General features: G+C 72.3%; 21 protein-coding genes. 7 read left to right on the top strand and 14 right to left on the bottom strand.

Annotation, left to right across the window (positions count from 1 at the left end; all coding sequences use genetic code 11):
- The coding region (locus AXW62_RS04830) for a LysR family transcriptional regulator (RefSeq protein ID WP_079115476.1) at nucleotides 1–745 on the bottom strand (745 nt) is incomplete at its 3' end.
- Nucleotides 746–870: 125 nt separating this feature from the next.
- Here AXW62_RS04830 and AXW62_RS04825 point away from each other — a divergent pair.
- Nucleotides 871–2,238: an MFS transporter gene (locus AXW62_RS04825; RefSeq protein WP_060943386.1), complete on the top strand. Its 1,368-nt coding sequence runs from the start codon at nucleotides 871–873 to the stop codon at nucleotides 2,236–2,238.
- Nucleotides 2,239–2,947: 709 nt separating this feature from the next.
- Here the strand turns inward: AXW62_RS04825 and AXW62_RS04820 are convergent.
- Nucleotides 2,948–3,712, bottom strand: coding sequence for an alpha/beta hydrolase (locus AXW62_RS04820; protein WP_079106613.1), 765 nt, complete (start codon nucleotides 3,710–3,712; stop codon nucleotides 2,948–2,950).
- Between the two features lie 103 nt (nucleotides 3,713–3,815).
- Between AXW62_RS04820 and AXW62_RS04815 the strand changes: the two genes are divergently transcribed.
- Both AXW62_RS04815 and AXW62_RS04810 read left to right on the top strand, forming a co-directional pair.
- Entirely contained in the window at nucleotides 3,816–4,982 is a 1,167-nt protein-coding gene (locus AXW62_RS04815) for an adenosine deaminase (RefSeq protein ID WP_060943384.1), read from the top strand.
- A 124-nt stretch (nucleotides 4,983–5,106) separates the two neighbouring features.
- Nucleotides 5,107–5,349 carry a hypothetical protein gene (locus AXW62_RS04810; protein WP_030840610.1) on the top strand — a complete coding sequence of 81 codons (243 nt, stop codon included), beginning with the start codon at nucleotides 5,107–5,109 and terminating at the stop codon, nucleotides 5,347–5,349.
- A 153-nt stretch (nucleotides 5,350–5,502) separates the two neighbouring features.
- On the opposite strand, the gene AXW62_RS04805 is transcribed toward AXW62_RS04810, so the two are convergent.
- From AXW62_RS04805 to afsQ1, 5 genes are all read right to left on the bottom strand, one after another.
- The gene (locus tag AXW62_RS04805; RefSeq protein WP_060943383.1) at nucleotides 5,503–5,706 is read right to left on the bottom strand and encodes a PspC domain-containing protein; all 204 of its coding nucleotides are present in this window, start codon (nucleotides 5,704–5,706) and stop codon (nucleotides 5,503–5,505) included.
- Nucleotides 5,707–5,768: 62 nt separating this feature from the next.
- Nucleotides 5,769–6,344 carry a VanZ family protein gene (locus tag AXW62_RS04800; protein WP_060943382.1) on the bottom strand — a complete coding sequence of 192 codons (576 nt, stop codon included), beginning with the start codon at nucleotides 6,342–6,344 and terminating at the stop codon, nucleotides 5,769–5,771.
- A 113-nt stretch (nucleotides 6,345–6,457) separates the two neighbouring features.
- On the bottom strand, nucleotides 6,458–7,072 hold the full coding sequence (locus tag AXW62_RS04795; protein WP_060943381.1) for a hypothetical protein: 615 nt from the start codon (nucleotides 7,070–7,072) through the stop codon (nucleotides 6,458–6,460).
- A complete protein-coding gene (locus AXW62_RS04790; RefSeq protein ID WP_060943380.1) occupies nucleotides 7,069–8,787 on the bottom strand; it encodes an ATP-binding protein in 1,719 nt (572 codons plus the stop codon). The genes AXW62_RS04795 and AXW62_RS04790 overlap by 4 nt, the downstream gene beginning before the upstream one ends.
- Before the next feature lie 97 nt (nucleotides 8,788–8,884).
- Nucleotides 8,885–9,562, bottom strand: coding sequence for a two-component system response regulator AfsQ1 (gene afsQ1, locus AXW62_RS04785; protein WP_173669732.1), 678 nt, complete (start codon nucleotides 9,560–9,562; stop codon nucleotides 8,885–8,887).
- A gap of 201 nt (nucleotides 9,563–9,763) precedes the next feature.
- Between afsQ1 and AXW62_RS04780 the strand changes: the two genes are divergently transcribed.
- Nucleotides 9,764–10,546 carry a SigE family RNA polymerase sigma factor gene (locus AXW62_RS04780; protein WP_060943379.1) on the top strand — a complete coding sequence of 261 codons (783 nt, stop codon included), beginning with the start codon at nucleotides 9,764–9,766 and terminating at the stop codon, nucleotides 10,544–10,546.
- 172 nt (nucleotides 10,547–10,718) lie between these two features.
- Here the strand turns inward: AXW62_RS04780 and AXW62_RS04775 are convergent, their stop codons facing one another.
- The 4 genes from AXW62_RS04775 to deoC form a co-directional block, all read right to left on the bottom strand.
- A complete protein-coding gene (locus AXW62_RS04775) occupies nucleotides 10,719–11,354 on the bottom strand; it encodes a nucleoside/nucleotide kinase family protein (protein ID WP_060943378.1) in 636 nt (211 codons plus the stop codon).
- Nucleotides 11,355–11,489: 135 nt separating this feature from the next.
- Nucleotides 11,490–12,371: an aldehyde dehydrogenase family protein gene (locus AXW62_RS04770; RefSeq protein ID WP_060943377.1), complete on the bottom strand. Its 882-nt coding sequence runs from the start codon at nucleotides 12,369–12,371 to the stop codon at nucleotides 11,490–11,492.
- On the bottom strand, nucleotides 12,364–13,797 hold the full coding sequence (locus AXW62_RS04765; protein ID WP_060943376.1) for an aldehyde dehydrogenase family protein: 1,434 nt from the start codon (nucleotides 13,795–13,797) through the stop codon (nucleotides 12,364–12,366). Before AXW62_RS04765 ends, AXW62_RS04770 begins: the two co-directional genes overlap by 8 nt.
- Before the next feature lie 6 nt (nucleotides 13,798–13,803).
- Nucleotides 13,804–14,799 carry a deoxyribose-phosphate aldolase gene (deoC, locus tag AXW62_RS04760; protein ID WP_079115477.1) on the bottom strand — a complete coding sequence of 332 codons (996 nt, stop codon included), beginning with the start codon at nucleotides 14,797–14,799 and terminating at the stop codon, nucleotides 13,804–13,806.
- Between the two features lie 92 nt (nucleotides 14,800–14,891).
- Here deoC and AXW62_RS04755 point away from each other — a divergent pair, with 92 nt between their 5' ends.
- On the top strand, nucleotides 14,892–15,539 hold the full coding sequence (locus AXW62_RS04755) for a PH domain-containing protein (protein ID WP_060943374.1): 648 nt from the start codon (nucleotides 14,892–14,894) through the stop codon (nucleotides 15,537–15,539).
- An 8-nt stretch (nucleotides 15,540–15,547) separates the two neighbouring features.
- Here the strand turns inward: AXW62_RS04755 and AXW62_RS04750 are convergent, their stop codons facing one another.
- The 3 genes from AXW62_RS04750 to AXW62_RS04740 all read right to left on the bottom strand — a co-directional run bounded on the left by AXW62_RS04750 (nucleotide 15,548) and on the right by AXW62_RS04740 (nucleotide 19,042).
- On the bottom strand, nucleotides 15,548–17,257 hold the full coding sequence (locus AXW62_RS04750) for a phospho-sugar mutase (RefSeq protein ID WP_060943373.1): 1,710 nt from the start codon (nucleotides 17,255–17,257) through the stop codon (nucleotides 15,548–15,550).
- A 386-nt stretch (nucleotides 17,258–17,643) separates the two neighbouring features.
- Nucleotides 17,644–18,468 (bottom strand): purine-nucleoside phosphorylase, encoded by an 825-nt coding sequence (locus AXW62_RS04745; protein ID WP_030843721.1) that lies wholly within the window; start codon nucleotides 18,466–18,468, stop codon nucleotides 17,644–17,646.
- Nucleotides 18,469–18,604: 136 nt separating this feature from the next.
- The gene (locus AXW62_RS04740; protein ID WP_030843724.1) at nucleotides 18,605–19,042 is read right to left on the bottom strand and encodes a gamma-glutamylcyclotransferase family protein; all 438 of its coding nucleotides are present in this window, start codon (nucleotides 19,040–19,042) and stop codon (nucleotides 18,605–18,607) included.
- A 159-nt stretch (nucleotides 19,043–19,201) separates the two neighbouring features.
- Here AXW62_RS04740 and AXW62_RS04735 point away from each other — a divergent pair, with 159 nt between their 5' ends.
- Both AXW62_RS04735 and AXW62_RS04730 read left to right on the top strand, forming a co-directional pair.
- Nucleotides 19,202–20,650, top strand: coding sequence for an NAD(P)H-quinone dehydrogenase (locus tag AXW62_RS04735; RefSeq protein ID WP_030843731.1), 1,449 nt, complete (start codon nucleotides 19,202–19,204; stop codon nucleotides 20,648–20,650).
- A gap of 137 nt (nucleotides 20,651–20,787) precedes the next feature.
- Nucleotides 20,788–21,626 (top strand): DeoR/GlpR family DNA-binding transcription regulator (locus tag AXW62_RS04730; RefSeq protein WP_060943372.1); only part of this gene is annotated, 839 nt, incomplete at its 3' end.

Raw genomic sequence — 21,626 nt, 5'->3', positions numbered from 1 at the left:
CGCCGAGGCCGGCGGCGACCAGCCCGCGGAGGGTCTCCGCCTCCTCGCCCTCGAAGGCGATCCGCGGGGCGAACCCCGCCTCGGCGCACAGCGCGTCGGTGATGCGCCGCAGCCCGTAGCCCGGTTCCAGGGTGACGAACAGCTCCGAGGCGGCCTCGGCGAGCCGGACCCGGCGGCGGCCGGCCAGCCGGTGGTCGTCGGGGACCACCAGTCGCAGCCGCTGCTCGTCCAGTCGGCGGGCGACCAGATCGGGGGCGTCCGGCACGGGGGAGGTCAGACACAGATCGAGGCCGCCCGCCCGCATCCGCTCGAGCATCGCCTCGCCGTAGTTCTGGACCAGTTGGAACCGCACCCGCGGATGGTCCACCCGGAAGGCCCGGATCAGACCGGGCACGGTCTCGGTCCCCAGCGTGTGCAGGAAGCCGAACGAGATCCGGCCCGCCGCCGGATCGGCGTCGGCCCGTACGGACTCGGCGGCGCGGTCGACCTCGGCGAGGGCCCGTTCGACCGCGTGCAGAAACGTCCGCCCCGCCGGGGTGAGCGCCACCGTACGGCCCCGGCGGGCGAAGAGCACCACGCCCAGGTCCTCCTCCAGCCGGACCATGGCCCGGCTGAGCGTCGACTGGGGCACTCCCAACTCCTGTGCGGCCCGCGTCACATGCTCATGGCGGGCGACGGCGGCGAACTGGGCGAGGCGCGGCGTCAGGGCGGCGGCCCAGGACCCGGCCTCGAGATCTGCTGTCACCGGAATGTCGTTTTCGTAACTGTTGCGTGACACGGATGACCCTGACCTTTACTCATGCTGTCGTGGATCGATTATCGCCATTCCGTGCATTGGACGCATCAACCGTGGATACGTACGGTCGAACCATGCCTCCTGCTGATACCAAGGCGTCCAACGGAAACCACCGCGTGGACGCCTCCGCTCCGACGTCCACGAACCCGAACCCCTCCGAGCCCGACGCGGCGCCCGTCACCTCGGCCGCCGCCTCGACAGACGCTTCGACCGGGCGGATGAGTCCGGGCCGCCCCGGTTACCTCCGGATGCGGTTCGCCCTCTTCACCGCGGGACTCGCCACCTTCGCCCTCCTCTACTCGACCCAGGCGCTGCTGCCCGCGATCTCCGACGATCTGCGGGTCCAGGCGGACCAGGCCAGCTGGAGCGTCTCCGCGGCCACCTTCGGCCTGGCGCTCGCGGTCGTGCCGCTGAGCGCGCTGTCCGAGCGGTTCGGACGGCGTGCCATGATGACCGCCTCGCTCACGGTCGCGGTCGCTCTCGCCCTGCTGGTGCCCTTCGCGCCGGACCTGGGCTGGCTGATCGCCCTGCGCGCGGTCCAGGGCGCGGCGCTGGCGGGGATCCCCGCCTCCGCGATGGCGTACCTGTCGGAAGAGGTGGACTCCAAGGCGCTGGTCGGCGCGATCGGGCTGTTCGTGGCCGGTAACAGCGTCGGCGGTATGAGCGGCCGGATCCTCACCGGCTGGGTGGCCGACGTCTGGGACTGGCGGGCCGCGCTGGCCGCGGTGGGCGCGATGGCGCTGCTGTGCGCGGTGGCCTTCCGGCTGCTGCTGCCCAGGGCCCGGAACTTCACCCCGGCCGCGGTGAGCCCGCGGGCGCTGGCCCGCACCCTCGCCGGTCATCTCTCCAATCCGCTGCTGTGCCGGCTGTACGCGATCGGCGCGCTGTTCATGACTGTCTTCGGCGGGGTCTACACGGTCATCGGCTACCGCCTGGTGGCCCAGCCCTTCGGCCTGTCGCAGAGCGTGGTCGGCTCGATCTTCCTGATCTACCTGGTCGGTACGGTCTCCTCGGCGGCGACCGGCAAGCTGGTCGGCCGGCTCGGCCGGCGCGGCGCGCTGTACGTGGCGGTGTCCACGACGGCGGCCGGACTGCTGATCTCCCTGCTGAACTCGATCGTGGCGGTGCTGGCCGGTCTGGTGCTGATCACCGCGGGCTTCTTCGCGGGCCACGCGGCGGCGTCCTCGGCGGTGAGCCGTACGGCCAAGACCGGGCGCGCCCAGGCCGCGGCGCTCTACCAGGCGTCGTACTACATCGGCAGCAGCGTGGGCGGCGCGCTCGGCGCGTTCGCCTTCCACCTCGCCGGATGGGGCGGCACGGTCGCCATGGGCCTGGTCGCGGTCGGCGTCGCGGCGGGGATCACGGTGTACGCCACGCGGAAGGCGAGGGCCGAACGGCGTGCGGAGGCCGCGCGGCGCGAGCTGTGCGCTGCCCCGGCCTAGCCTGGCCCCCGACCCCGACCTCCTGAAGCCCGAAGGGGCCGCCCCGCCACTGTCCCGGCGGGTCGGCCCCTTCGCCCGTGCGGGCCGGGGGCGAGGGGGCGAGGGGGCCGGGGGCGAGAGGGCTGGGGCCGGGGCGACGCGGCCGGGGCGGGGGGCGACGAGGCCGGGGCCGTCTTTCGGGTGCGGCTTTCGTCTCGCGCCTTCGGCGCAGTTGAGCAGCGGGGGGGGGGGGCGGGGGTGCGGCGCCGCCGCCGTCCGCCGGGCCCGTCGGTGTGGGCGCCGGTGGCGGCTCCCGCGCTCGGCGGCCGGGGCGCCTCCGGACTGCGGGCAGTCGGGACGCCCCCTCCCGGTACCCCTCCGAAAATGCTTGATCTGACGCAACTAATGGGTCAATCAGTTTCCAGAGGGGTACCCCACCCCCCTGCTGTCCGGTATCGGCCTCGGCCCCCGGTCACGGGAGCCGCCACCGGCACGCGCCCCCACCGGTCCGGCGGACGGCGTGAGGCCCCGGCCCGGCACCCCCGACCCATGCTCAAAGGCGCCGAAGGCGCGAGACGGCGCCGCACCCGGCAACGGCGAGCACGCCCCGCCGGGCGCGGCCCCGTCGGGCACGGCCTCCGTCGGGCGTGGCCTCTGTCGGGTACGGCCTCCGCCGGGCACGCCCCGCCGGGCGCGGCCCTCGCCAGGCGCGTCCGCGACGCGAACGCGCTCAGTGCCGCAGATTCGCCCCGAATCCCGCCGCCAGCGGCATCCGCAGCCCCAGTGGCGGCGGCGCCGCCAGGGCGTCGGCGACCGGGCGGGAGTAGCCGGAGTGGAAGAGGGAGCCGAGCAGGAAGTCCACGGCCAGCGCCTGCACCTCGGAGCGGTGCTGATGCAGCCCGTGCCCGTCGGTGTGCACCTCGAAGCGGCACACATCGCGGTTGGCCTTCTTCGCCCGCTCGGCCAGCCGGTAGGACAGCTCGGGGTCGGTCCGCTCGTCGTTCGTGCCGTGAGCGATCAGCACCTGCCGCCCCACCAGCTGTTTCACCGGTTCGGGTTCGAGCACCTCGTCCGGCGCCGGAAGCCAGGGCGCCAGCGCCACCACCGAGCTGACGGCCGGGTGGCCGGCGGCGCGGAGGGCGGCGCGTCCGCCCATCCCGTGGCCCGCGAGGCAGACCGGTACGTCGCCGTAGCGCCGTACCGCCTCCTCCACGGCCCACCCGGCGTCCGCCGCGGCATCGGCGGCGGCTCCGTTCCAGCCCCGGCACCGGTAGTGGACGACATGGGCGGTCAGCCCCTCGTCCCGGCCCGCCCGGACCAGCCGCCGGGCGAGCGGCAGCACGGCGGCCACCGAGAGTCTGGAGGGCCGTCTCGTCCCGCTGGGCTCGCCCCCGGGGAGCAGCAGCACCACACCGTGTACGGTCCTTCGTGCGGCGGCCGCGCCCATCGGCCGCCCCAGCCGTGCGCCCCGTTCGGGCAACGCTTGCTGAGCCATGGCGCCACGATCGCAGAAGGACTGGTGTACTCCACTACCCGTGCGGGTCACTGTTCCGTATCTATCCCCCACGCTCTACGCGCGTAGGCGCTATGGTGCGCAGATGACGAGCGAGCACACCCACGAGCCCATCCCAGAACAGATCCGCCGCGCCCCCAAGGTGCTGCTGCACGACCACCTCGACGGCGGGCTGCGCCCCGGCACCATCATCGACCTCGCGAGGGAGACGGGGTACGAGGCGCTGCCGGAGAGCGAGCCCGACAAGCTCGGCCTCTGGTTCCGCGAGGCGGCGGACTCCGGATCGCTGGAGCGCTACCTGGAGACGTTCTCCCACACCGTCGGCGTGATGCAGACCCGTGACGCGCTCGTCAGGGTCGCCGCCGAATGCGCCGAGGACCTCGCCGAGGACGGTGTCGTCTACGCCGAGATCCGCTACGCCCCCGAGCAGCACCTCGAGGGCGGGCTGACCCTGGAGGAGGTCGTCGAGGCGGTCAACGAGGGCTTCCGCGAGGGCGAGCGGCGGGCCTGGGAGAACGGTCACCGCATCCGCGTCGGCGCGCTGCTGACCGCGATGCGCCACGCGGCCCGCGCCCTGGAGATCGCCGAACTCGCCAACCGCTACCGCGATCTGGGCGTGGTCGGCTTCGACATCGCGGGCGCCGAGGCCGGTTTCCCGCCCACCCGCCACCTGGACGCCTTCGAGTACCTGAAGCGGGAGAACAACCACTTCACGATCCACGCCGGCGAGGCGTTCGGGCTGCCGTCCATCTGGCAGGCGCTCCAGTGGTGCGGCGCCGACCGGCTGGGCCACGGTGTCCGCATCATCGACGACATCGAGGTCGCGGACGACGGCACCCTCACCCTCGGCCGTCTGGCCTCCTACGTCCGGGACAAGCGCATTCCGCTGGAGCTGTGCCCGACCTCCAACCTCCAGACCGGCGCGGCGAGTTCGTACGCCGAGCACCCCATCGGACTGCTCCGCCGACTCCATTTCCGGGCCACCGTGAACACGGATAATCGTCTGATGAGCGGGACGAGCATGAGCCAGGAATTCCAGCATCTTGTATCAACGTTCCATTACACGCTCGACGACATGCAATGGTTCACGGTCAATGCCATGAAATCGGCCTTCATTCCTTTTGGCGAACGTCTCGCCATGATCAATGACGTGATCAAGCCCGGGTACGCCGAGTTGAAGTCCGAATGGCTGTTCCGTCAGGTGGCCCCGGGACCCTCTGTGACCAGGGGCTCCGCTGCCAAGAGCGACTGAACGAGGGAACTCGGCAAAAGACCTGGGAGAGCTCTCGGAGGGCGTTTTCCCTGTTTGCGGGCAGCCGAAATCCACGGTTACGTTTCCGTATCGGTCAAGCCCCCGTCTCAAGGACAGATTTCTGATGAAGCAGGGAACCCTCAAGACTCTCGGTGTCATTGCCCTCGGTGCCGCCGCCGTCCTCGGCGGCGGCAGCGCCGCGTCGGCGGCCGGTGGCGGACCGGTCCCCGGTGGCTCCGCGGGCGGTGCCGCCGCCAAGCCCTCGTCCCCGGTCGGCAAGCCCGCCGCCCCCCAGGCCAAGCCCGGCCAGGGGCTGCTGAGCCAGCTGCCCATCGGCAGCGGCCTGGGCCTGGTCAAGCTGGGCTGAGCCGCCGCTCGGGCACACGGAACGGGCCCGCACCCCGCCGGGGGTGCGGGCCCGTTCCGTTCCGTATGCGCGGGGCCGCGCCGTACGGGTCACCAGCCTCGCGGTGGGCGTCCTCCCGGAGCGCCAGCGTCCGGCGGGGACCTCCCGCAGCCGTCACCACGCCTCGCGGTAGGCGTCCTCCGCCGGAAGCAGGAACCACAGCGCGAGGTAGAGCAGGAACTGCGGCCCCGGCAGCAGGCACGAGACCACGAACAGCACCCGCATCGTCGTCGGAGTGGTCCCGAAGCGCCGGGCGAGACCGGCGCAGACACCGGCGATCCTCTTGCCGTGGCGGGGGCGGACCAGCGGTGCGGCCATGGTGGGACTCCTCCTCGTCGTCGGATGTACTCGGAAAGGACGGCTTCCCGATGTCGTCAACGCTATGTCCGCGTGCCGGAGGAGACGTCGCTCCACGGTGCGATCCCGACCCTGGGAATCGTCGGGGTCGGGGCCTGGGCGCCGTCCTCCCGGGGGAGGGCGGCGGCCCGCGCCCGGTCGGCCCGGCGGCGGAGCAGCACCCGGGCGGCGGGCACCACCAGCACATGCGCGAGCGCGACCCCGACGGTGTTCAGCAGCACCGCGTCCACGTTCATGATCTGCCCGGTCACCTCACTGCGCAGCAGCGCCAGCCCCAGGGACACCATCGCCCCCGTGAAGGCCGTACGGATCAGCGAGGCCAGCGGATACGCCTCCACCCGGCCCCCCGCCAGCGGCAGCAGCACCCCCAGCGGCGCGAGCAGCAGCAGCCCGCCCCCGATGGAACGAACGGCGCCCCAGGGGCTGAGCGCCAGATCGGCGCGGATGGTGGCCAGCGGTTCGAGGTGCGCGGCGGACACCCAGGGGACGTTCACCGGTCGCAGGGTCAGCCAGCAGACGAACGAAAGGTGTGCGACGAGGAGGACGAAGCCCGCGACGCGGTAGCGGAAGGCGGCCCTGCGGCCGGAAGGACCCTGCACGACAACCAGGACGCCCCGTGCGGGGGTCCTGGTTCCGCCCACGCCCCGCTGGTCAGCACCTTGTTACCGACTGGTCGCCGGTCCGGGACGGGACGGTGCCGACGGGTGGCGAATCAGGACACCAGTACCCCGGAGGTGACCGCGGTCCTGGGATTGCGGCGCATCTCCTCGGTGCACTGGTACGCCTTGAGCGGGTCCCGCTGGCTGTCCGGGCCGCCGAGTACCACCGTGCCCCCCTTGCCGGCCACCGTGGTGTCCGCGAAGGTGCAGACGATCTGCGCCAGCGCCAGGGACTGGATCTCCTCCGGCGGCCGGTTCAGCCGCACCGCGCTGTCCGGGTCGTCCTCGGCCGGACCGGAGACCTCCACCCAGTCCTCGACCTCCGTGGTGAACCCGGCCGCCGCCTCCGCCGCCGTCGGCGGCAACCGCAGCTGCTCCAGCAGCGCCTCGGCGAGCCGCGCCGGCTTCGGCGAGCGCTTCCGGTCGTCCAGCCCCGCGCTCCGGCTCACCGACAGGATCCGCGAGGAGCACAGCAGATAGATCCGTACGGAGACCTCGCCCACCCCCTCGGCGGTCCGCTCCGACGCGGGTGTCCGGCAGGACGCCCGCGAGGGCGCCGCCCCGGCGTCCACCGGCACCGAGGTGCCGCGTATCCCGCATCCGGCCGCCAGCAGCGTGACCGCGCCGGTCAGCAGGAGAGCGGCCGACCGGCTCCACCGCCCGCTCATGGCCTGCCCTCCTCGTTCCGGCCCCCGGCCGTGTTCCTGCCCGTGTTCTCGACTGTGCCCGTGCCCGTGTCAGCGTCCGCGTCCGGGTGCTTGGCCCTGGCCGCCTTCCCGGCCGCGCCCCTGCCCCGTCCCTTGCCCTTGCCCTGGCGCGGGACCGTACCGGCGCCGTCGCCCTCGACGGCGCCTTCGCGGTCGCGCTCGTCCGCGGCCTGGTCGGAGGCGATCGGTGAGGCGTCCATCGGCAGCCGCAGCGTGAAGACGGCGCCGCCGTCCGGAGAGTTCGCGGCGCTGATGTCGCCGCCGTGGATATGCGCGTTCTCCATGGCGATCGACAGTCCCAGCCCGCTGCCCTCCGAGCGGGGGCGGGACGCGCTCGCCTTGTAGAAGCGGTCGAAGACATGCGGCAGCACGTCCTCGGGGATGCCCGGACCGTGGTCCCGGACCTTGACCAGCAGCTCGTCGCCCTCGGTGCGCACCGAGACCCGCACCGGCGAACCGCCGTGCTTGAGCGCGTTCCCGATCAGGTTGGCCAGGATCACGTCCAGCCGCCGGGGGTCGAGCCGGGCCACGATCCCGCGCGCCGCGTCCAGCTCCACCGCGTCCAGCCAGGCGCGGGCGTCGATGCACGCGGTCACCTGGTCGGCGACATCGACGTCGTCGAGCACCAGCCGGGCCGTGCCCGCGTCGAAGCGGGTCACCTCCATCAGGTTCTCCACCAGGTCGTTCAGCCGCCGGGTCTCGCTCACCACCAGCTGCACCGCCGGAGCGATCATCGGGTCGAGCGAATCGGCCTCCTCCTCCAGCACCTCCGTGACCGCCGTGATCGCGGTGAGCGGGGTCCGCAGCTCATGCGACATGTCCGCGACGAAGCGCCGGCTGGACGCCTCCCGCGCGGACAGCTCCGCCACCCGCTTCTGCAGCCGCTCCGCGGCCCGGTTGAAGGTGTGGGAGAGATTGGCCAGCTCATCGGAGCCGGAGACCTGCAACCGGGTGTCGAGATGTCCCTCGCCCAGCCGGTTCGCCGCCTCGCCGAGCCGCCGCACCGGCCGCAGCACCGTGGCGGCGGCAGCCTGCGCCAGCAGCGCGGCGCCGATCAGCGCCAGGGCGGTGGCGATCCCCAGCGACCAGGCCAGGGAGTTGAGGTCCTGGCGCTCGGTGTCCAGGGACTTGAGCAGATAGCCGGTCGGCCCGCCGCCGTTCACCCTGGCCCCGCCGACCAGGTACGGGGTGCCGTGCAGTGTGATCCGCTGCCAGTAGAGGTGGTACGGAGAGGCGTTCCCCTTGTCCACCGAACGCTTCTGGTCCACCGCGCGCCGCAGCGACGCGGGCACCACGTCGAGCGTGAACAGATCCTTGTCCGAGGCCGCGGAGCAGCTCCCGCCGCCCCGGGTCCGGGTGATCAGCAGCACCTCGTACTTCTGGGTGTTGTCCGCCATACGAGTCGCGGCGTCCCGCAGTTCGGGACAGGTGGGAACGGAGGGCAGCGGGTCGGTGTCGTCCTTCAGCGATTTGCGGAACTCGTCCAGCGCCGCGTTCTGGGTACGGGTCAGCACCGCGTCCCGGTTCAGCCAGTACGCGATGGCCGACGCGGACACGGCGGCGGTCAGCGCCACCAGACCGAACACCAGCACCAGCCGCAGTCTGAGGCTGAACCACCGCAAGAGCCCCGCGGCCCAGCCCCGGGCTCGGCCGGGCTCCTCGCTCACTGCGCTCAATTCCGTACTTCTCCGCCCCCGCGCGTGCCTCTCACCGTCTGTTCGCCGCTCCGCCCGTGCGGCGCGGGCGCGGGCGTCGCGGTCGACCCGGTGTCGCTCACTGGGGCGCGTCCAGCCGGTATCCGACCCCGCGCACCGTGCGGATCAGCGTCGGTGACGACGGCACGTCCTCCACCTTCGCCCGCAGCCGCTGGACACACGCGTCGACCAGCCGCGAGTCCCCGAGGTAGTCGTGCTCCCACACCAGCCGCAGCAGCTGCTGCCGGGACAGCGCCTGCCCCGGCCGGCGGCTGAGCTCCAGCAGCAGCCGCAGCTCGGTGGGGGTGAGCTGAAGATCCTCACCGTTCTTGGTGACCGTCATGGCCGCGCGGTCGATCAACAGGTTGCCGAAGGCCGCGGAGTCGTTGGCCTCCCGCTCGCCACGCCGCAGCACCGCGCGGATCCGGGCGTCCAGCACCCGGCCCTGTACGGGTTTGACCACATAGTCGTCGGCGCCGGACTCCAGGCCGACCACGACGTCGATGTCATCGCTGCGCGCGGTCAGCAGGATGATCGGCAGCTGGTCGGTACGGCGGATCCGGCGGCACACCTCGAAGCCGTCGATCCCGGGCAGCATCACGTCCAGCACGATCAGATCCGGCCGCTGCTCGCGCAGCAGTTTCAGGCCGTCCTCGCCCGTCGCCGCGGTCACCACACGGTGGCCCTGGCGGGACAGCGAGAGTTCGAGGGCCGTGCGGATGGCGTCGTCGTCCTCGATCAGCAACAGGAAAGGCACGTTGGTCATTCTGGCCTACAAGGGGCCTGTAGTTCGACCGCCGGGGGTTTATCGGCTCGATCCCCTGTGACGAGGCTGTGACAGTCGACAGACACCCCCATGAAACTGGCCCGGCAGAGTCTTCTGTGTCACCGGGCGGGACACCACCGGCCGGGACGACCGGCAGCAAACCGATCAGGCTCCACCGACGGGGGGCGCGAAATGAGCACACTGCACTTCACCACCACCAGCGCAGTTCGCACGCGCCTCCACGACGCCGGCCGGGGCCACGAGAAGTCCGGTGCCGTGAGCGGGCGGGGGTGCGCTCGCGGCGCCGGGCGTCAGCGGCCTCCTTACATGGTGGCCATTGACGCGATCACGGGGGACAAGGAGGCCGGTCACGGCCTCGGGGGGGACAACGGGGGACCGGGGGGACGCGGGGGAAGCCCGTACGGGGAGGCAGAGGGGGAGCGGCGCACCGCGTCGGAGGCGGAGTTCACCGCCTACGTCCAGGAGCGCCGCGCCTCCCTGTACGCAACCGCCTACCACCTGACCGGGGACCGCTTCGAGGCCGAGGACCTGCTGCAGAGCGCGCTGTTCTCGACCTACCGGGCCTGGGACCGGATCAGCGACAAGGCGGCGGTCGGCGGCTATCTGCGCCGCACCATGACCAATCTGCACATCAGCGCCTGGCGTCGGCGCAAGCTCAACGAGTACCCGACGGAGGAGCTGCCGGAGACGGCGGGCGACCACGACGCGATGCGCGGCACCGAACTGCGCGCCGTGCTGTGGCAGGCCCTGGCCCGCCTGCCCGAACTGCAGCGCACGATGCTGGTGCTGCGCTACTACGAGGGCCGGACGGATCCGGAAATCGCGGACATACTCAACATCAGTGTCGGAACGGTCAAAAGCAGCATCTGGCGCTCTCTGCGCCGGCTGCGCGAGGACGAGGCCCTCAGCTTCGGCCGTGACGAGCGGGAGTCCTTCGGCGAACTGGTCGCCTGACGGCGGCGGAACGGACGAAGGCGGCTGAAACGGGGGATTCCGGAGCGTCGAGGGGGAGTGGCGCATCGGGGGAAAACGGGGGAAACGGGGGATACGGGGGAAACAGGTGCGAGGCCGGACAGCCGAGGGGGGTCTGTCCGGCCTCGCACCTTTTGTCGTCACGTAAGGCTCGTTATACGGGGGACTTCTGGCCGGTGACGGGGGTCCGCCGGCCCGCCGCCGCTATCCGGCCCATCGCCGCGTCCTTGCCGCACGCGTACGCGCCCAGGCCCGTCTGGCGGGCCACGATCCCGCGCTCGGCGCGCATCAGCCGCCAGCCGCGCCGCAGCAGATAGAGCGCCGGCTTACGGCCCTCCCGCAGATCGCGCAGCAGCCGGCGCCGGAAGGTGGTGAAGGGACGGCCGCGCAGGCAGAGCGCGTCCGCCAGCACCCCGAGGCCGGCACACCGGCCGATGATGTCGGCGGCGAAGATGCCCTCGGCGATGAACAGCGGTGCCCGTCCGATGTCCAGTGTCTCCGCGCCGACGCGGGAGCTGGTGGCGATGTCGTACAGCGGCACCGTGGTCCGTGACGTACGGCACAGCTCCTCGACCGCCGCGACCGCCGCGTCCGCGTCCCAGGACAGGGGCGAGTCCCAGTCGGCGCCCCCGCCGCCCGCGAGTGGGGGGAGCGTCGGGTCGCCGCTCTCCTTGTAGAAGTCGTCGAGGTTGAGTACGGGGAGCCCGGAGCGGGCCGCGAGCGATGACTTGCCCGATCCCGAGGGGCCGGAGAGCAGGACGACGCGGGCGGAAGGCGGTTGGCTGGTCACGGAACACCAGTGTGACGCATCCTTGCGCCCGCGTGACCCCCGTGTGACCTCCGCGTGAAGCGGTCGTCAGACGACCGCCCGCGGCCGTTGTGCCGGTGCGGTCCGGGCCGGACGGGTCCTGATCGGGGCGTTCGTTCAGACGCCCATCGGATGCCAGACGGTCTTGGTCTCCAGGAAGGCGAGGAGGCGGCCGGTGCCGGGGTCGGCCGCCCAGTCCACAGGCTGTGGACGCAGGACGCGCTTGAGGTTGTCCGCCGCCGCGATCTCCAGCTCCTTCGCGAGCGCCTCGCCGGCGCCCGTCAGGTCGATCGCGTTGACGTCCTGGTGGGCGGCGAGCGGCGCGGCGATCTCGGCGGTGCGGCCGGAGAGGACGTTGACGACGCCGCCCGGGAGGTCGGAGGTCGCCAGGACCTCGCCCAGGGACAGGGCCGGCAGCGGGGACGTCTCGCTCGCCACCACGACCGCCGTGTTGCCGGTGGCGATGACCGGGGCGATCACGGAGACCAGGCCCAGGAAGGACGACTCCTGCGGGGCCAGGACCGCGACCACGCCCGTCGGCTCGGGGGAGGAGACGTTGAAGAAGGGCCCGGCCACCGGGTTGCCGCCGCCGGCCACCTGGGCGATCTTGTCGGTCCAGCCCGCGTACCAGACCCAGCGGTCGATCGCGGCCTCCACGGCGGCGGTGGCCTTGGTCCTGGACAGGCCCTCGGCGCGGGCGACCTCGTGGCCGAACTGGTCCCGGCGGCCCTCCAGCATCTCGGCGATCCGGTACAGGATCTGACCGCGGTTGTACGCCGTCGCCCCCGACCAGCCGCCGAACGCCTTGCGCGCGGCGACGACCGCGTCCCGGGCGTCCTTGCGGGAGGCCAGCGGCGCGTTGGCGAGCCACCTGTCCTGCGAGTCGGTCACCTCGTACACCCGCCCGCTCTCGGACCGGGGGAACGTGCCCCCGACGAACAGCTTGTAGGTCTTGAGCACGCTCAGGCGCTCGTCGTGCTTCTCGGACTTCTCAGACATCGAGGTACGCCTCCAGGCCGTGGCGGCCGCCCTCGCGGCCGTAACCCGACTCCTTGTAGCCACCGAAGGGGGAGGCGGGATCGAACGTGTTGAAGGTGTTGGACCAGATCACACCGGCCCGCAGCTTGTCCGCCATGGCCAGGATGCGCGAGCCCTTCTCCGTCCAGATGCCCGCCGACAGGCCGTACGGCGTGTTGTTGGCCTTGGCCACGGCCTCGTCGGGGGTGCGGAAGGTCAGCACCGACAGCACCGGGCCGAAGATCTCCTCCCGGGCGATCCGGTGGGCCTGGGTGACGCCGGTGAAGAGGGTGGGCGCGAACCAGTAGCCGGTGCTGGGCAGTTCGCACTCCGGCGCCCAGCGCTCGGCGCCCTCCGCCTCGCCCGCGTCCGCGAGGGTACGGATACGGGCCAGCTGCTCGGCCGAGTTGATCGCGCCGATGTCGGTGTTCTTGTCCAGCGGGTCGCCGACCCGCAGGGTGCGCATCCGGCGCTTGAGCGCGTCGAGCAGCTCGTCCTGGACGGACTCCTGGACCAGCAGGCGGGAGCCCGCGCAGCAGACGTGGCCCTGGTTGAAGAAGATGCCGCCGATGACGCCCTCGACCGCCTGGTCGATGGGGGCGTCGTCGAAGACGATGTTCGCGGCCTTGCCGCCGAGTTCGAGGGTGAGCTTCTTCCGCGTACCGGCGACCGTACGGGCGATGGCCTTGCCGACCTCGGTGGAGCCGGTGAAGGCCACCTTGTCGACGCCGGGGTGGGCGACCAGCTCGGCGCCGGTCGAGCCGTCGCCGGTGACGATGTTGACCACGCCCCTGGGCAGCCCCGCCTGACGGCAGATGTCCGCGAAGAACAGGGCGCTCAAGGGGGTCGTCTCGGCGGGCTTGAGGACGACCGTGTTGCCGGTGGCCAGCGCCGGGGCGATCTTCCAGGCGAGCATGAGGAGCGGGAAGTTCCAGGGGATGACCTGCCCGGCCACGCCCAGGGGCCGGGGGTCGGGGCCGTAGCCCGCGTGGGCGAGCTTGTCGGCCCAGCCCGCGTAGTAGAAGAAGTGGGCCGCGACCAGGGGCAGATCGGCGTCGCGGGACTCCCGGATCGGCTTGCCGTTGTCCAGCGACTCCAGGACCGCCAGTTCCCGGGAGCGCTCCTGGATGATGCGCGCGATGCGGAAGAGGTACTTGGCGCGCTCCGAGCCGGGGAGCGCGGACCAGGTCCCGAACGCCTTGCGGGCGGCCCTGACCGCGCGGTCCACGTCCTCGGCGCCCGCGTGGGCGACCTCGGACAGCGACTCCTCGGTGGCGGGGGAGACGGTCTTGAAGACCTTGCCGTCGGCGGCCTCGGCGAACTCGCCGTCGATGAAGAGCCCGTAGGACGGGGCGATGTCGACGACCGCGCGGGACTCCGGCGCGGGCGCGTACTCGAAAACGGGCATGGCGTATCAGTCCACCGTCACGTAGTCGGGACCGGAGTACCGGCCGGTGCTCAGCTTCTGGCGCTGCATCAGCAGATCGTTCAGCAGGCTGGAGGCGCCGAAGCGGAACCACTCCGGGGAGAGCCACTCCTCGCCCAGCGTCTCATTGACCATCACCAGGTACTTGATCGCGTCCTTGGAGGTGCGGATGCCGCCCGCGGGCTTCACCCCCACCTGGACACCCGTGGCGGCGCGGAAGTCGCGCACCGCCTCCAGCAGGACGAGGGTGACGGGCGGGGTCGCGTTGACGGCCACCTTGCCGGTGGAGGTCTTGATGAAGTCCGCGCCCGCGAGCATCGCCAGCCAGGAGGCGCGGCGGACGTTGTCGTACGTCTGGAGCTCACCGGTCTCGAAGATGACCTTGAGGTGGGCCGCCGTGCCGTCCTCGCGCAGGCACGCCTCCTTCACCCGCCGGATCTCCTCGAAGACCTCGAGGTAGCGGCCGGAGAGGAAGGCGCCGCGGTCGATCACCATGTCGATCTCGTCCGCGCCGGCGGCCACCGCCTCCCGGGTGTCGGCCAGCTTGACCGGCAGCGCGGCCCGGCCGGAGGGGAAGGCGGTGGCGACCGCGGCCACCTGGACGCCGCTGCCCCGCAGGGCCTCCTTCGCGGTGGCCACCATGTCGCCGTACACGCAGATCGCCGCGACCCGGGGGACGGTGCGGTCGGTGGGATCGGGGTTGATCCCCTTGGCGCACAGGGCCCGGACCTTGCCCGGGGTGTCCGCGCCCTCCAGGGTCGTCAGGTCGATCATCGAGATCGCCAGGTCGATGGCGTACGCCTTCGCCGTGGTCTTGATCGAGCGGGTGCCGAGGGTCGCGGCACGGGCCTGGAGGCCGACCGCGTCGACGCCCGGCAGGCCGTGCAGGAAGCGGCGCAGGGCGCTGTCGCTCGCGGTCACGTCCGCCATCGACGCGAGTCGCTCCGCGGCCTCCGTGCCGTATGCGGGAACTGTGGTGGGCATGGTCACCAGATGAGCATATCTACGCGCGTAGTCGGATGTCACCCCCGGCTCCGGAATCCGTCGGGGAACGCGGGTGGTGCACAATCGGGCGCATGACGAGCCCCGCTGACGACTCGGCCCCTTCCGCCTCCGAGACCTTCTCCGACCGGGTCTACCGCTCCACGGGCGGCATCGTGAGCGGCGTGCTGCTGCTCGCGCTCGGCGGCTGGCTGGGCATCGACGCGATGATCCGGGGCGAGGGACGGACGCCGTGGCTGGCGCTGGCCGGACTGCTGTGCGCGGTGCCGGTGGTGATCGCCTACACGGTGCGCCCGGCGGTGTACGCCGGCCAGGACCGGCTGCTCGTCCGCAACCCGTTCCGCACCATCACCCTGCCCTGGGCCGCGGTCGAGGGGCTCCGCGCCGGCTACACCAGCGAGGTGCTGGCGGGCGGGGCGAAGTACCAGCTGTGGGCGATCCCGGTCTCCCTGCGCCAGCGCAAGCGGGCCGCCCGGCAGCAGGCCAGGGCGGCCTCCGAGGACCCCTTCGGCCGTACCTCCGCCCATGTCACGGCGGACAAGGCCGAGGAGGACCGGCGGGCCCCCTCCGACGCGGCGATCGGCGATCTGCGCGAGATGGCCGAGACCAACGCCCGGCGCGAGGGCGCCCAGGGGGCGCCCGAGGTGCGGTGGGCGTTCGAGGTCATCGCGCCGACGGTGGCGGGGGCCGTGCTGTTGGGGATCATGCTGGCGATCGGCTGACCGGCCGGTCAGATCCCGGCCGCGGCCGACAGGTCCTTCTTGAGCGCGGACAGCACGGTCTCCGCCGTGGTGCGGGCCGGGGCCAGGGCGTCCGCCGCGGGGACGTCCACCACCACCTCCAGATAGCACTTCAGCTTCGGCTCGGTCCCGCTGGGGCGGACGACCACGCGGGCGGCCCGGACCTCCCCGTTCCCGGCCAGCCGGTACCGCAGGCCGTCCGTCGGGGGCAGCGTCTCCGTACCCCGTGACAGGTCCTCCGCCGAGGTCACGGCGAGCCCCGCGAGTTCGGCGGGCGGCTGGGCGCGCAGCCGCTTCATCGCGGTGCCGATCAGGGCGAGGTCGGTGACCCGGACGGACAGCTGGTCGGTCGCGTGCAGACCGTGGGCGACCGCGATGTCGTCCAGCAGATCGGCGAGCGTGCGCCCCTGCTCCTTGAGCTCGGAGGCCAGCTCGGCGACGAGCAGTGCGGCCGTGATGCCGTCCTTGTCGCGCACGCCCTCCGGGTCCACGCAGTAGCCGAGCGCCTCCTCGAAGGCGTACCGCAGCCCGTCCACGCGGGCCAGCCACTTGAAGCCGGTCAGCGTCTCCGCGTACGGGAGCCCGGCGTCATCGGCGATCCGGGACAGGACCGACGAGGAGACGATCGTGGTCGCGAAGGCGCCGCGGGCCCTCTTGTGGACCAGATGGGTGGCGAGCAGGGCGCCCACCTCGTCACCGCGGAGCATGCGCCAGTCGGCGGTGTCCGTGGGGGCCGCGGGATGCGCGGTGGCCGGCACGGCGACGGCGCAGCGGTCGGCGTCCGGGTCGTTGGCGATGATGATGTCCGGGCCGGCCTCGCGCGCCGTCGCGAACGCCAGGTCCATCGCGCCCGGCTCCTCCGGGTTGGGGAACGCGACGGTCGGGAACGCCGGGTCGGGCTCGGCCTGCTCGGGCACCACGGTGGGCGCCGGGAAACCGGCACGGGCGAAGGCGGCGGTCAGCGTCTCGAGGCCCACGCCGTGCAGCGGGGTGTAGACGACGCGGGCGTTGCGGGGGGAGCCCGGGGTGAGGACGGCGTCCGTGCGAGCCAGGTACGCCTCGAGGACGTCGTCGCCCAGCGTCTCCCAGCCGGTGTCCGGGCGGGGCACGTCGTTCAGGCTGCCGACTGCGGCGATCTCGGCGGCGATCTCGGCGTCGGCGGGCGGAACGATCTGGGAGCCGTCGCCGAGGTAGACCTTGTAGCCGTTGTCGCGGGGCGGGTTGTGGCTCGCGGTGACCTCGACGCCGGCGACGGCGCCGAGGTGACGGATGGCGAAGGCGAGGACCGGGGTGGGCAGGGGCCGGGGCAGAAGCGCGGCGCGGAAACCGGCACCGGTCATGACGGCGGCGGTGTCGCGGGCGAAGTCGGCGCTCTTGTAGCGGGCGTCGTACCCGATGACGACGAGACCGCCCGTGTGGCGACCGCCCGTGTGGCGACCGTCCGCGTGGCGCTCGCGGAGGTACGCGGCGAGGCCGGCGGCGGTGCGGATGACGACGGCGCGGTTCATGCGCATGGGGCCGGCGCCGAGCTCACCGCGCAGCCCGGCGGTGCCGAACTGCAGCGTGCCGGAGAACCGTTCGGCCAGCTCGTCGAGCGCGTTGGCCTGGAGCAGCGTGTGGAGCTCGGCGCGGGTCTCGGGATCGGGGTCCTCGGCGAGCCATGTGCGGGCCTGGGCGATGAGAGCGGGCTCCGTGGCCATGGGGGGCCTCCTGGGGGTGGTCGTTTGTCGGGGGGCGGGGTTTCGGGGGTGGACGTGGACGGGGGTGTGGGTGCGGGCGTGGGTGGCGCGGGTGCGGTGCGTTTCGTTGGACGGTGGCGGGGTTGCCGTGGGTGCGCGGTCGGTTGGGTGGTGGGTGCCGGAGGCCCCGCACCCGGCACCACCCACGGCGCCATCGCGCACCCCGGCCCCGTTCAGGCCCCAGGGTTCCGCTGTTCAGTTGCTTGAGGGGTGAGTACCCGTGCAGCACGCCATGACGCCGCACAGAGCCCCGCCCCGGCCCACCCAGCACACCTCGGCCGGCCCCGCTCACCCTCGCTGAGCGGGTCGCCTGACCGGCGAGGTCGGCCGTCGCCCGGCCGGCGAGGTCACACGCGGTCGAGGACCTTGGCGAGCAGGCTCCCCATGCGGGAGGCGGAGTCGCGACCGGCCTGGAGGACCTCCTCGTGGTTGAGGGGTTCGCCGGTCATCCCGGCCGCCAGGTTGGTGACCAGGGAGATCCCGAGGACCTCCGCCCCGGCCTCCCGCGCCGCGATCGCCTCGAGGGCGGTGGACATGCCCACCAGGTCGGCCCCTATGGTCCGGGCCATGTTGATCTCCGCGGGGGTCTCGTAGTGCGGCCCCGGGAACTGGGCGTAGACGCCCTCCTCCAGGGTCGGGTCGATCTGCCGGCACAGGGCGCGCAGCCGCGGGGAGTAGAGGTCGGTGAGGTCGACGAAGTTGGCCCCCACGATCGGTGAGGTGGCCGTGAGGTTGATGTGGTCGCTGATCAGCACCGGCTGTCCGGGGCGCATGCCCACGCGCAGGCCGCCGCAGCCATTGGTGAGGACGATGGTCTTGCAGCCGGCGGCGACGGCGGTGCGCACGCCGTGTGCGACGGCGGCGACACCGCGGCCCTCGTAGTAGTGCGTACGGCCCAGGAAGACCAGCGCCCGCTTGTTGTCGTCCAGCTGGTACGAGCGGATCCGGCCCGCGTGGCCCTCGACGGCGGGCGGCGGGAAGGCGGGCAGCTCGGTGACGGGGAACTCGTGCTCGGGCGCCCCGAGAGCGTCGGTGGCGGGGACCCAGCCGGAGCCCAGGACCAGGGCGACGTCATGGGTATCCGCGCCGGTCAGCTCGCGCAGGCGGGTGGCGGCGGCGTCGGCCGCGGCGTGCGGGTCGTCCTGGCTGTCCCAAGTAACTGATGCGTTCACGCGCACGAGGGTAGCCGGTTACTGCCTACGCGCGTAGACGAACGGGCGACGAGGTGTTCGGATCGTTGTATTCGAAGGCTTCGCACCGCGGCGCCGGGTCCGCTCGTCCGTGGTCCGGTGCCGGACCCGGCCGACTTCAGCAGGGCCGCTTGCGCAGCTCCATGACGTAGTCGTGCGGCGCGCCCGCGGATTCCGCGGCGTCGGCGATCTCGCCGAGGTAGCGGGCCGAGGGCAGGCCGCCCTCGTAGCCGTTGAGGACGTACAGCCAGGCGGGCTCGTCGCCGTCCAGGGTGTGGACGCGGATCCGCATCCGGCGGTAGATGTCGAGGCCGACGCCCTCCCAGCGGTCCATGGAGTCCTCGTCCATGGGCGCGATGTCGTAGAGGGCGACGAAGACCTGGGAGCGCGGCGCCTCCACGATGGTGGCCAGGGCCCCCTCCCACCCCATCTGCTCACCGCCGAAGGTGAGGCGCCAGCCGTTGATCCAGCCCGTTCCGCGCAGCGGTGAGTGCGGTGCGCGGCGGGACATCAGCCGCGCGTCGAGGTTGCCGGCGTACGCGGCGTAGAGCGACATGGGTCCGAGGGTACGGGAGAGGGGTGGAGCGCCCCTCGGGGCGGGAGGTTCATACGCCGGTCACGGCCCGAATCGTTCCGGGGCGCCGGTCACGGCCCCGCGGTGTCGGTCACGGCCCGAAACCCCCCGGACTGAAGTCGGCCGAACCGGTGCGGGACAATGGAGCATGTGACTCGGATCGTGATCATTGGTGGCGGACCCGGCGGCTATGAGGCGGCGCTGGTCGCCGCGCAGCTCGGCGCGGAGGTGACCGTCGTCGACTGCGACGGTCTGGGCGGGGCGTCGGTGCTCACCGACTGCGTGCCGTCGAAGACGTTGATCGCCACCGCTGAGGTGATGACGACGTTCGACTCCTCCTACGAGGAGCTGGGGATCATCGTCGCCGACGACACCCCGCCGCTGGAGCAGACGGCCCGGGTGGTCGGCGTGGACCTCGGCAAGGTCAACCGCCGGGTGAAGCGGCTCGCGCTGGCCCAGTCGCACGACATCACGGCCTCGGTCACCCGGGCCGGCGGCCGGGTGCTGCGCGGGCGCGGGCGGCTGGAGCCGCAGCAGTCGCTGGACGGCTCGCGGCGGGTGATCGTGCGGGCCGCGGACGGCACCGAGCAGACGCTGGTGGCGGACGCGGTGCTGGTGGCGACCGGCGCCCATCCGAGGGAGATCCCGGACGCGCAGCCGGACGGTGAGCGGATCCTGAACTGGACGCAGGTGTACGACCTCGACGAGCTTCCCAAGGAGCTGATCGTGGTCGGCTCCGGTGTCACCGGCGCGGAGTTCGCGGGCGCCTATCAGGCGCTGGGATCGAAGGTCACGCTGGTCTCCAGCCGGGACCGGGTGCTGCCGGGTGAGGACCCGGACGCGGCGGCGGTGCTGGAGGACGTCTTCCGGCGCCGGGGGATGAACGTGATGTCCCGGTCGCGGGCGCAGGCCGCCAAGCGCGTGGGGGACCGGGTCGAGGTCACGCTCTCGGACGGGCGGGTCATCTCCGGCACCCACTGTCTGATGGCGGTCGGCTCGATCCCGAACACGGCGGGCATCGGCCTGGAGGAGGCCGGGGTCAAGCTCGCGGAGTCGGGTCACATCCTGACCGACAAGGTGTCCCGGACCAGCGCGCCGGGCGTCTACGCGGCCGGTGACTGCACCGGGGTGCTGGCGCTGGCGTCGGTGGCGGCGATGCAGGGCCGGATCGCGATGTACCACTTCCTCGGGGACGCGGTGGCGCCGCTGAACCTGAAGACGGTGTCCGCGAACGTCTTCACCGACCCGGAGATCGCCACGGTCGGCTACTCCCAGGCGGACGTGGACGGCGGGAAGATCGACGCCCGGGTGGTGAAGCTGCCGCTGCTGCGCAATCCGCGGGCGAAGATGCAGGGCATCCGGGACGGCTTCGTCAAGATCTTCTGCCGTCCGGGCACCGGCATCGTGGTCGGCGGTGTGGTGGTCGCGCCGCGGGCCAGCGAACTGATCCACCCCATATCGCTCGCGGTCGACAACAATCTGACGGTGGAGCAGATCGCCAACGCGTTCACGGTCTATCCCTCGCTGTCCGGTTCGATCGCCGAGGTGGCGCGGCAGTTGCACACCCGGAAGACGCAGGAAGAGTCATAGACTCGGTCCTTATAGCACTTCGTGCCCTCACAGATGAACAACTTCTGCTAATTGGTGCAAGCTGCTGAAAACAGACGGTCGTTGGCGTTACTGTCAGTTTCGTGTTCGCTGCAGAACGTCGCCAATTGATCCTTGAAATGGTGCGTGCGAACGGAGCGGTGTCGCTCCGGGAGCTCGCCCGCGTCGTCCAGACCTCCGAAGTGACCGTACGGCGTGATGTGCGGGCGCTGGAGGCAGAAGGACTGCTCGACCGCCGGCACGGCGGTGCGGTGCTGCCGGGCGGATTCACCAGGGAGTCCGGCTTCCCGCAGAAATCCCATCTAGCGACCGCGGAGAAGACGGCCATCGCCGATCTCGCGGCCGGTTTCGTCGACGAGGGCGAGGCCGTCGTCGTCGGTGCCGGAACCACCACGCAGGAGCTGGCGCGCCGGCTCGCGCGGGTTCCGGGGCTGACCGTGGTCACCAATTCCCTGCTGGTCGCACAGGCGTTGGCGCATGCCAACCGGGTCGAGGTCGTGATGACCGGCGGCACCCTGCGCGGCTCCAACTACGCCCTGGTCGGCAGCGGCGCCGAGCAGTCCCTGCAGGGGCTGCGGGTCTCGCGCGCCTTCCTGTCCGGCAGCGGGCTGACCGCCGAGCGCGGCCTGTCCACCTCCAACATGCTCTCGGCCAGCGTCGACCGGGCGCTGGTCCAGGCGGCGGCGGAGGTGGTCGTGCTCGCCGACCATACGAAGCTGGGCACCGACACCATGTTCCAGACCGTGCCCACCGATGTGATCACGAGGCTGGTGACCGATGAGCCGCCCGCCCATGACGACCGTGCCCTGACCGAGCTCCAGGCCCTCGCCGACCAGGGGGTTCAGATCGCCGTGGCCGGGCCGGGCGCGGGGTCCGGCCCGGCCGGGGGCGGGGAGGGCGGTGGTGCGGCGGGGCGGCAGTCGGGGCGGCTGGGCCCGTCCCAGGGCCGGGGCGGTGG

This window comes from Streptomyces hygroscopicus subsp. hygroscopicus (assembly GCF_001553455.1).
Classification (GTDB): domain Bacteria; phylum Actinomycetota; class Actinomycetes; order Streptomycetales; family Streptomycetaceae; genus Streptomyces; species Streptomyces hygroscopicus.
The sequence above is the reverse complement of the archived record's forward strand: the minus strand, read 5'-3'. Positions and strand labels throughout refer to the sequence as shown.

Coding starts and splice junctions, on each gene's coding strand:
- AXW62_RS04780 (WP_060943379.1), top strand. CDS start 9,764: ATGAGCACACTGCACTTCACCACCACCAGCGCAGTTCGCACGCGCCTC.
- AXW62_RS04765 (WP_060943376.1), bottom strand. CDS start 13,797: ATGCCCGTTTTCGAGTACGCGCCCGCGCCGGAGTCCCGCGCGGTCGTC.
- AXW62_RS04815 (WP_060943384.1), top strand. CDS start 3,816: ATGACGAGCGAGCACACCCACGAGCCCATCCCAGAACAGATCCGCCGC.
- AXW62_RS04740 (WP_030843724.1), bottom strand. CDS start 19,042: ATGTCGCTCTACGCCGCGTACGCCGGCAACCTCGACGCGCGGCTGATG.
- AXW62_RS04735 (WP_030843731.1), top strand. CDS start 19,202: ATGGAGCATGTGACTCGGATCGTGATCATTGGTGGCGGACCCGGCGGC.
- AXW62_RS04770 (WP_060943377.1), bottom strand. CDS start 12,371: ATGTCTGAGAAGTCCGAGAAGCACGACGAGCGCCTGAGCGTGCTCAAG.
- AXW62_RS04820 (WP_079106613.1), bottom strand. CDS start 3,712: ATGGCTCAGCAAGCGTTGCCCGAACGGGGCGCACGGCTGGGGCGGCCG.
- AXW62_RS04805 (WP_060943383.1), bottom strand. CDS start 5,706: ATGGCCGCACCGCTGGTCCGCCCCCGCCACGGCAAGAGGATCGCCGGT.
- AXW62_RS04750 (WP_060943373.1), bottom strand. CDS start 17,257: ATGGCCACGGAGCCCGCTCTCATCGCCCAGGCCCGCACATGGCTCGCC.
- AXW62_RS04825 (WP_060943386.1), top strand. CDS start 871: ATGCCTCCTGCTGATACCAAGGCGTCCAACGGAAACCACCGCGTGGAC.
- AXW62_RS04755 (WP_060943374.1), top strand. CDS start 14,892: ATGACGAGCCCCGCTGACGACTCGGCCCCTTCCGCCTCCGAGACCTTC.
- AXW62_RS04795 (WP_060943381.1), bottom strand. CDS start 7,072: ATGAGCGGGCGGTGGAGCCGGTCGGCCGCTCTCCTGCTGACCGGCGCG.
- AXW62_RS04810 (WP_030840610.1), top strand. CDS start 5,107: ATGAAGCAGGGAACCCTCAAGACTCTCGGTGTCATTGCCCTCGGTGCC.
- deoC (WP_079115477.1), bottom strand. CDS start 14,799: ATGCCCACCACAGTTCCCGCATACGGCACGGAGGCCGCGGAGCGACTC.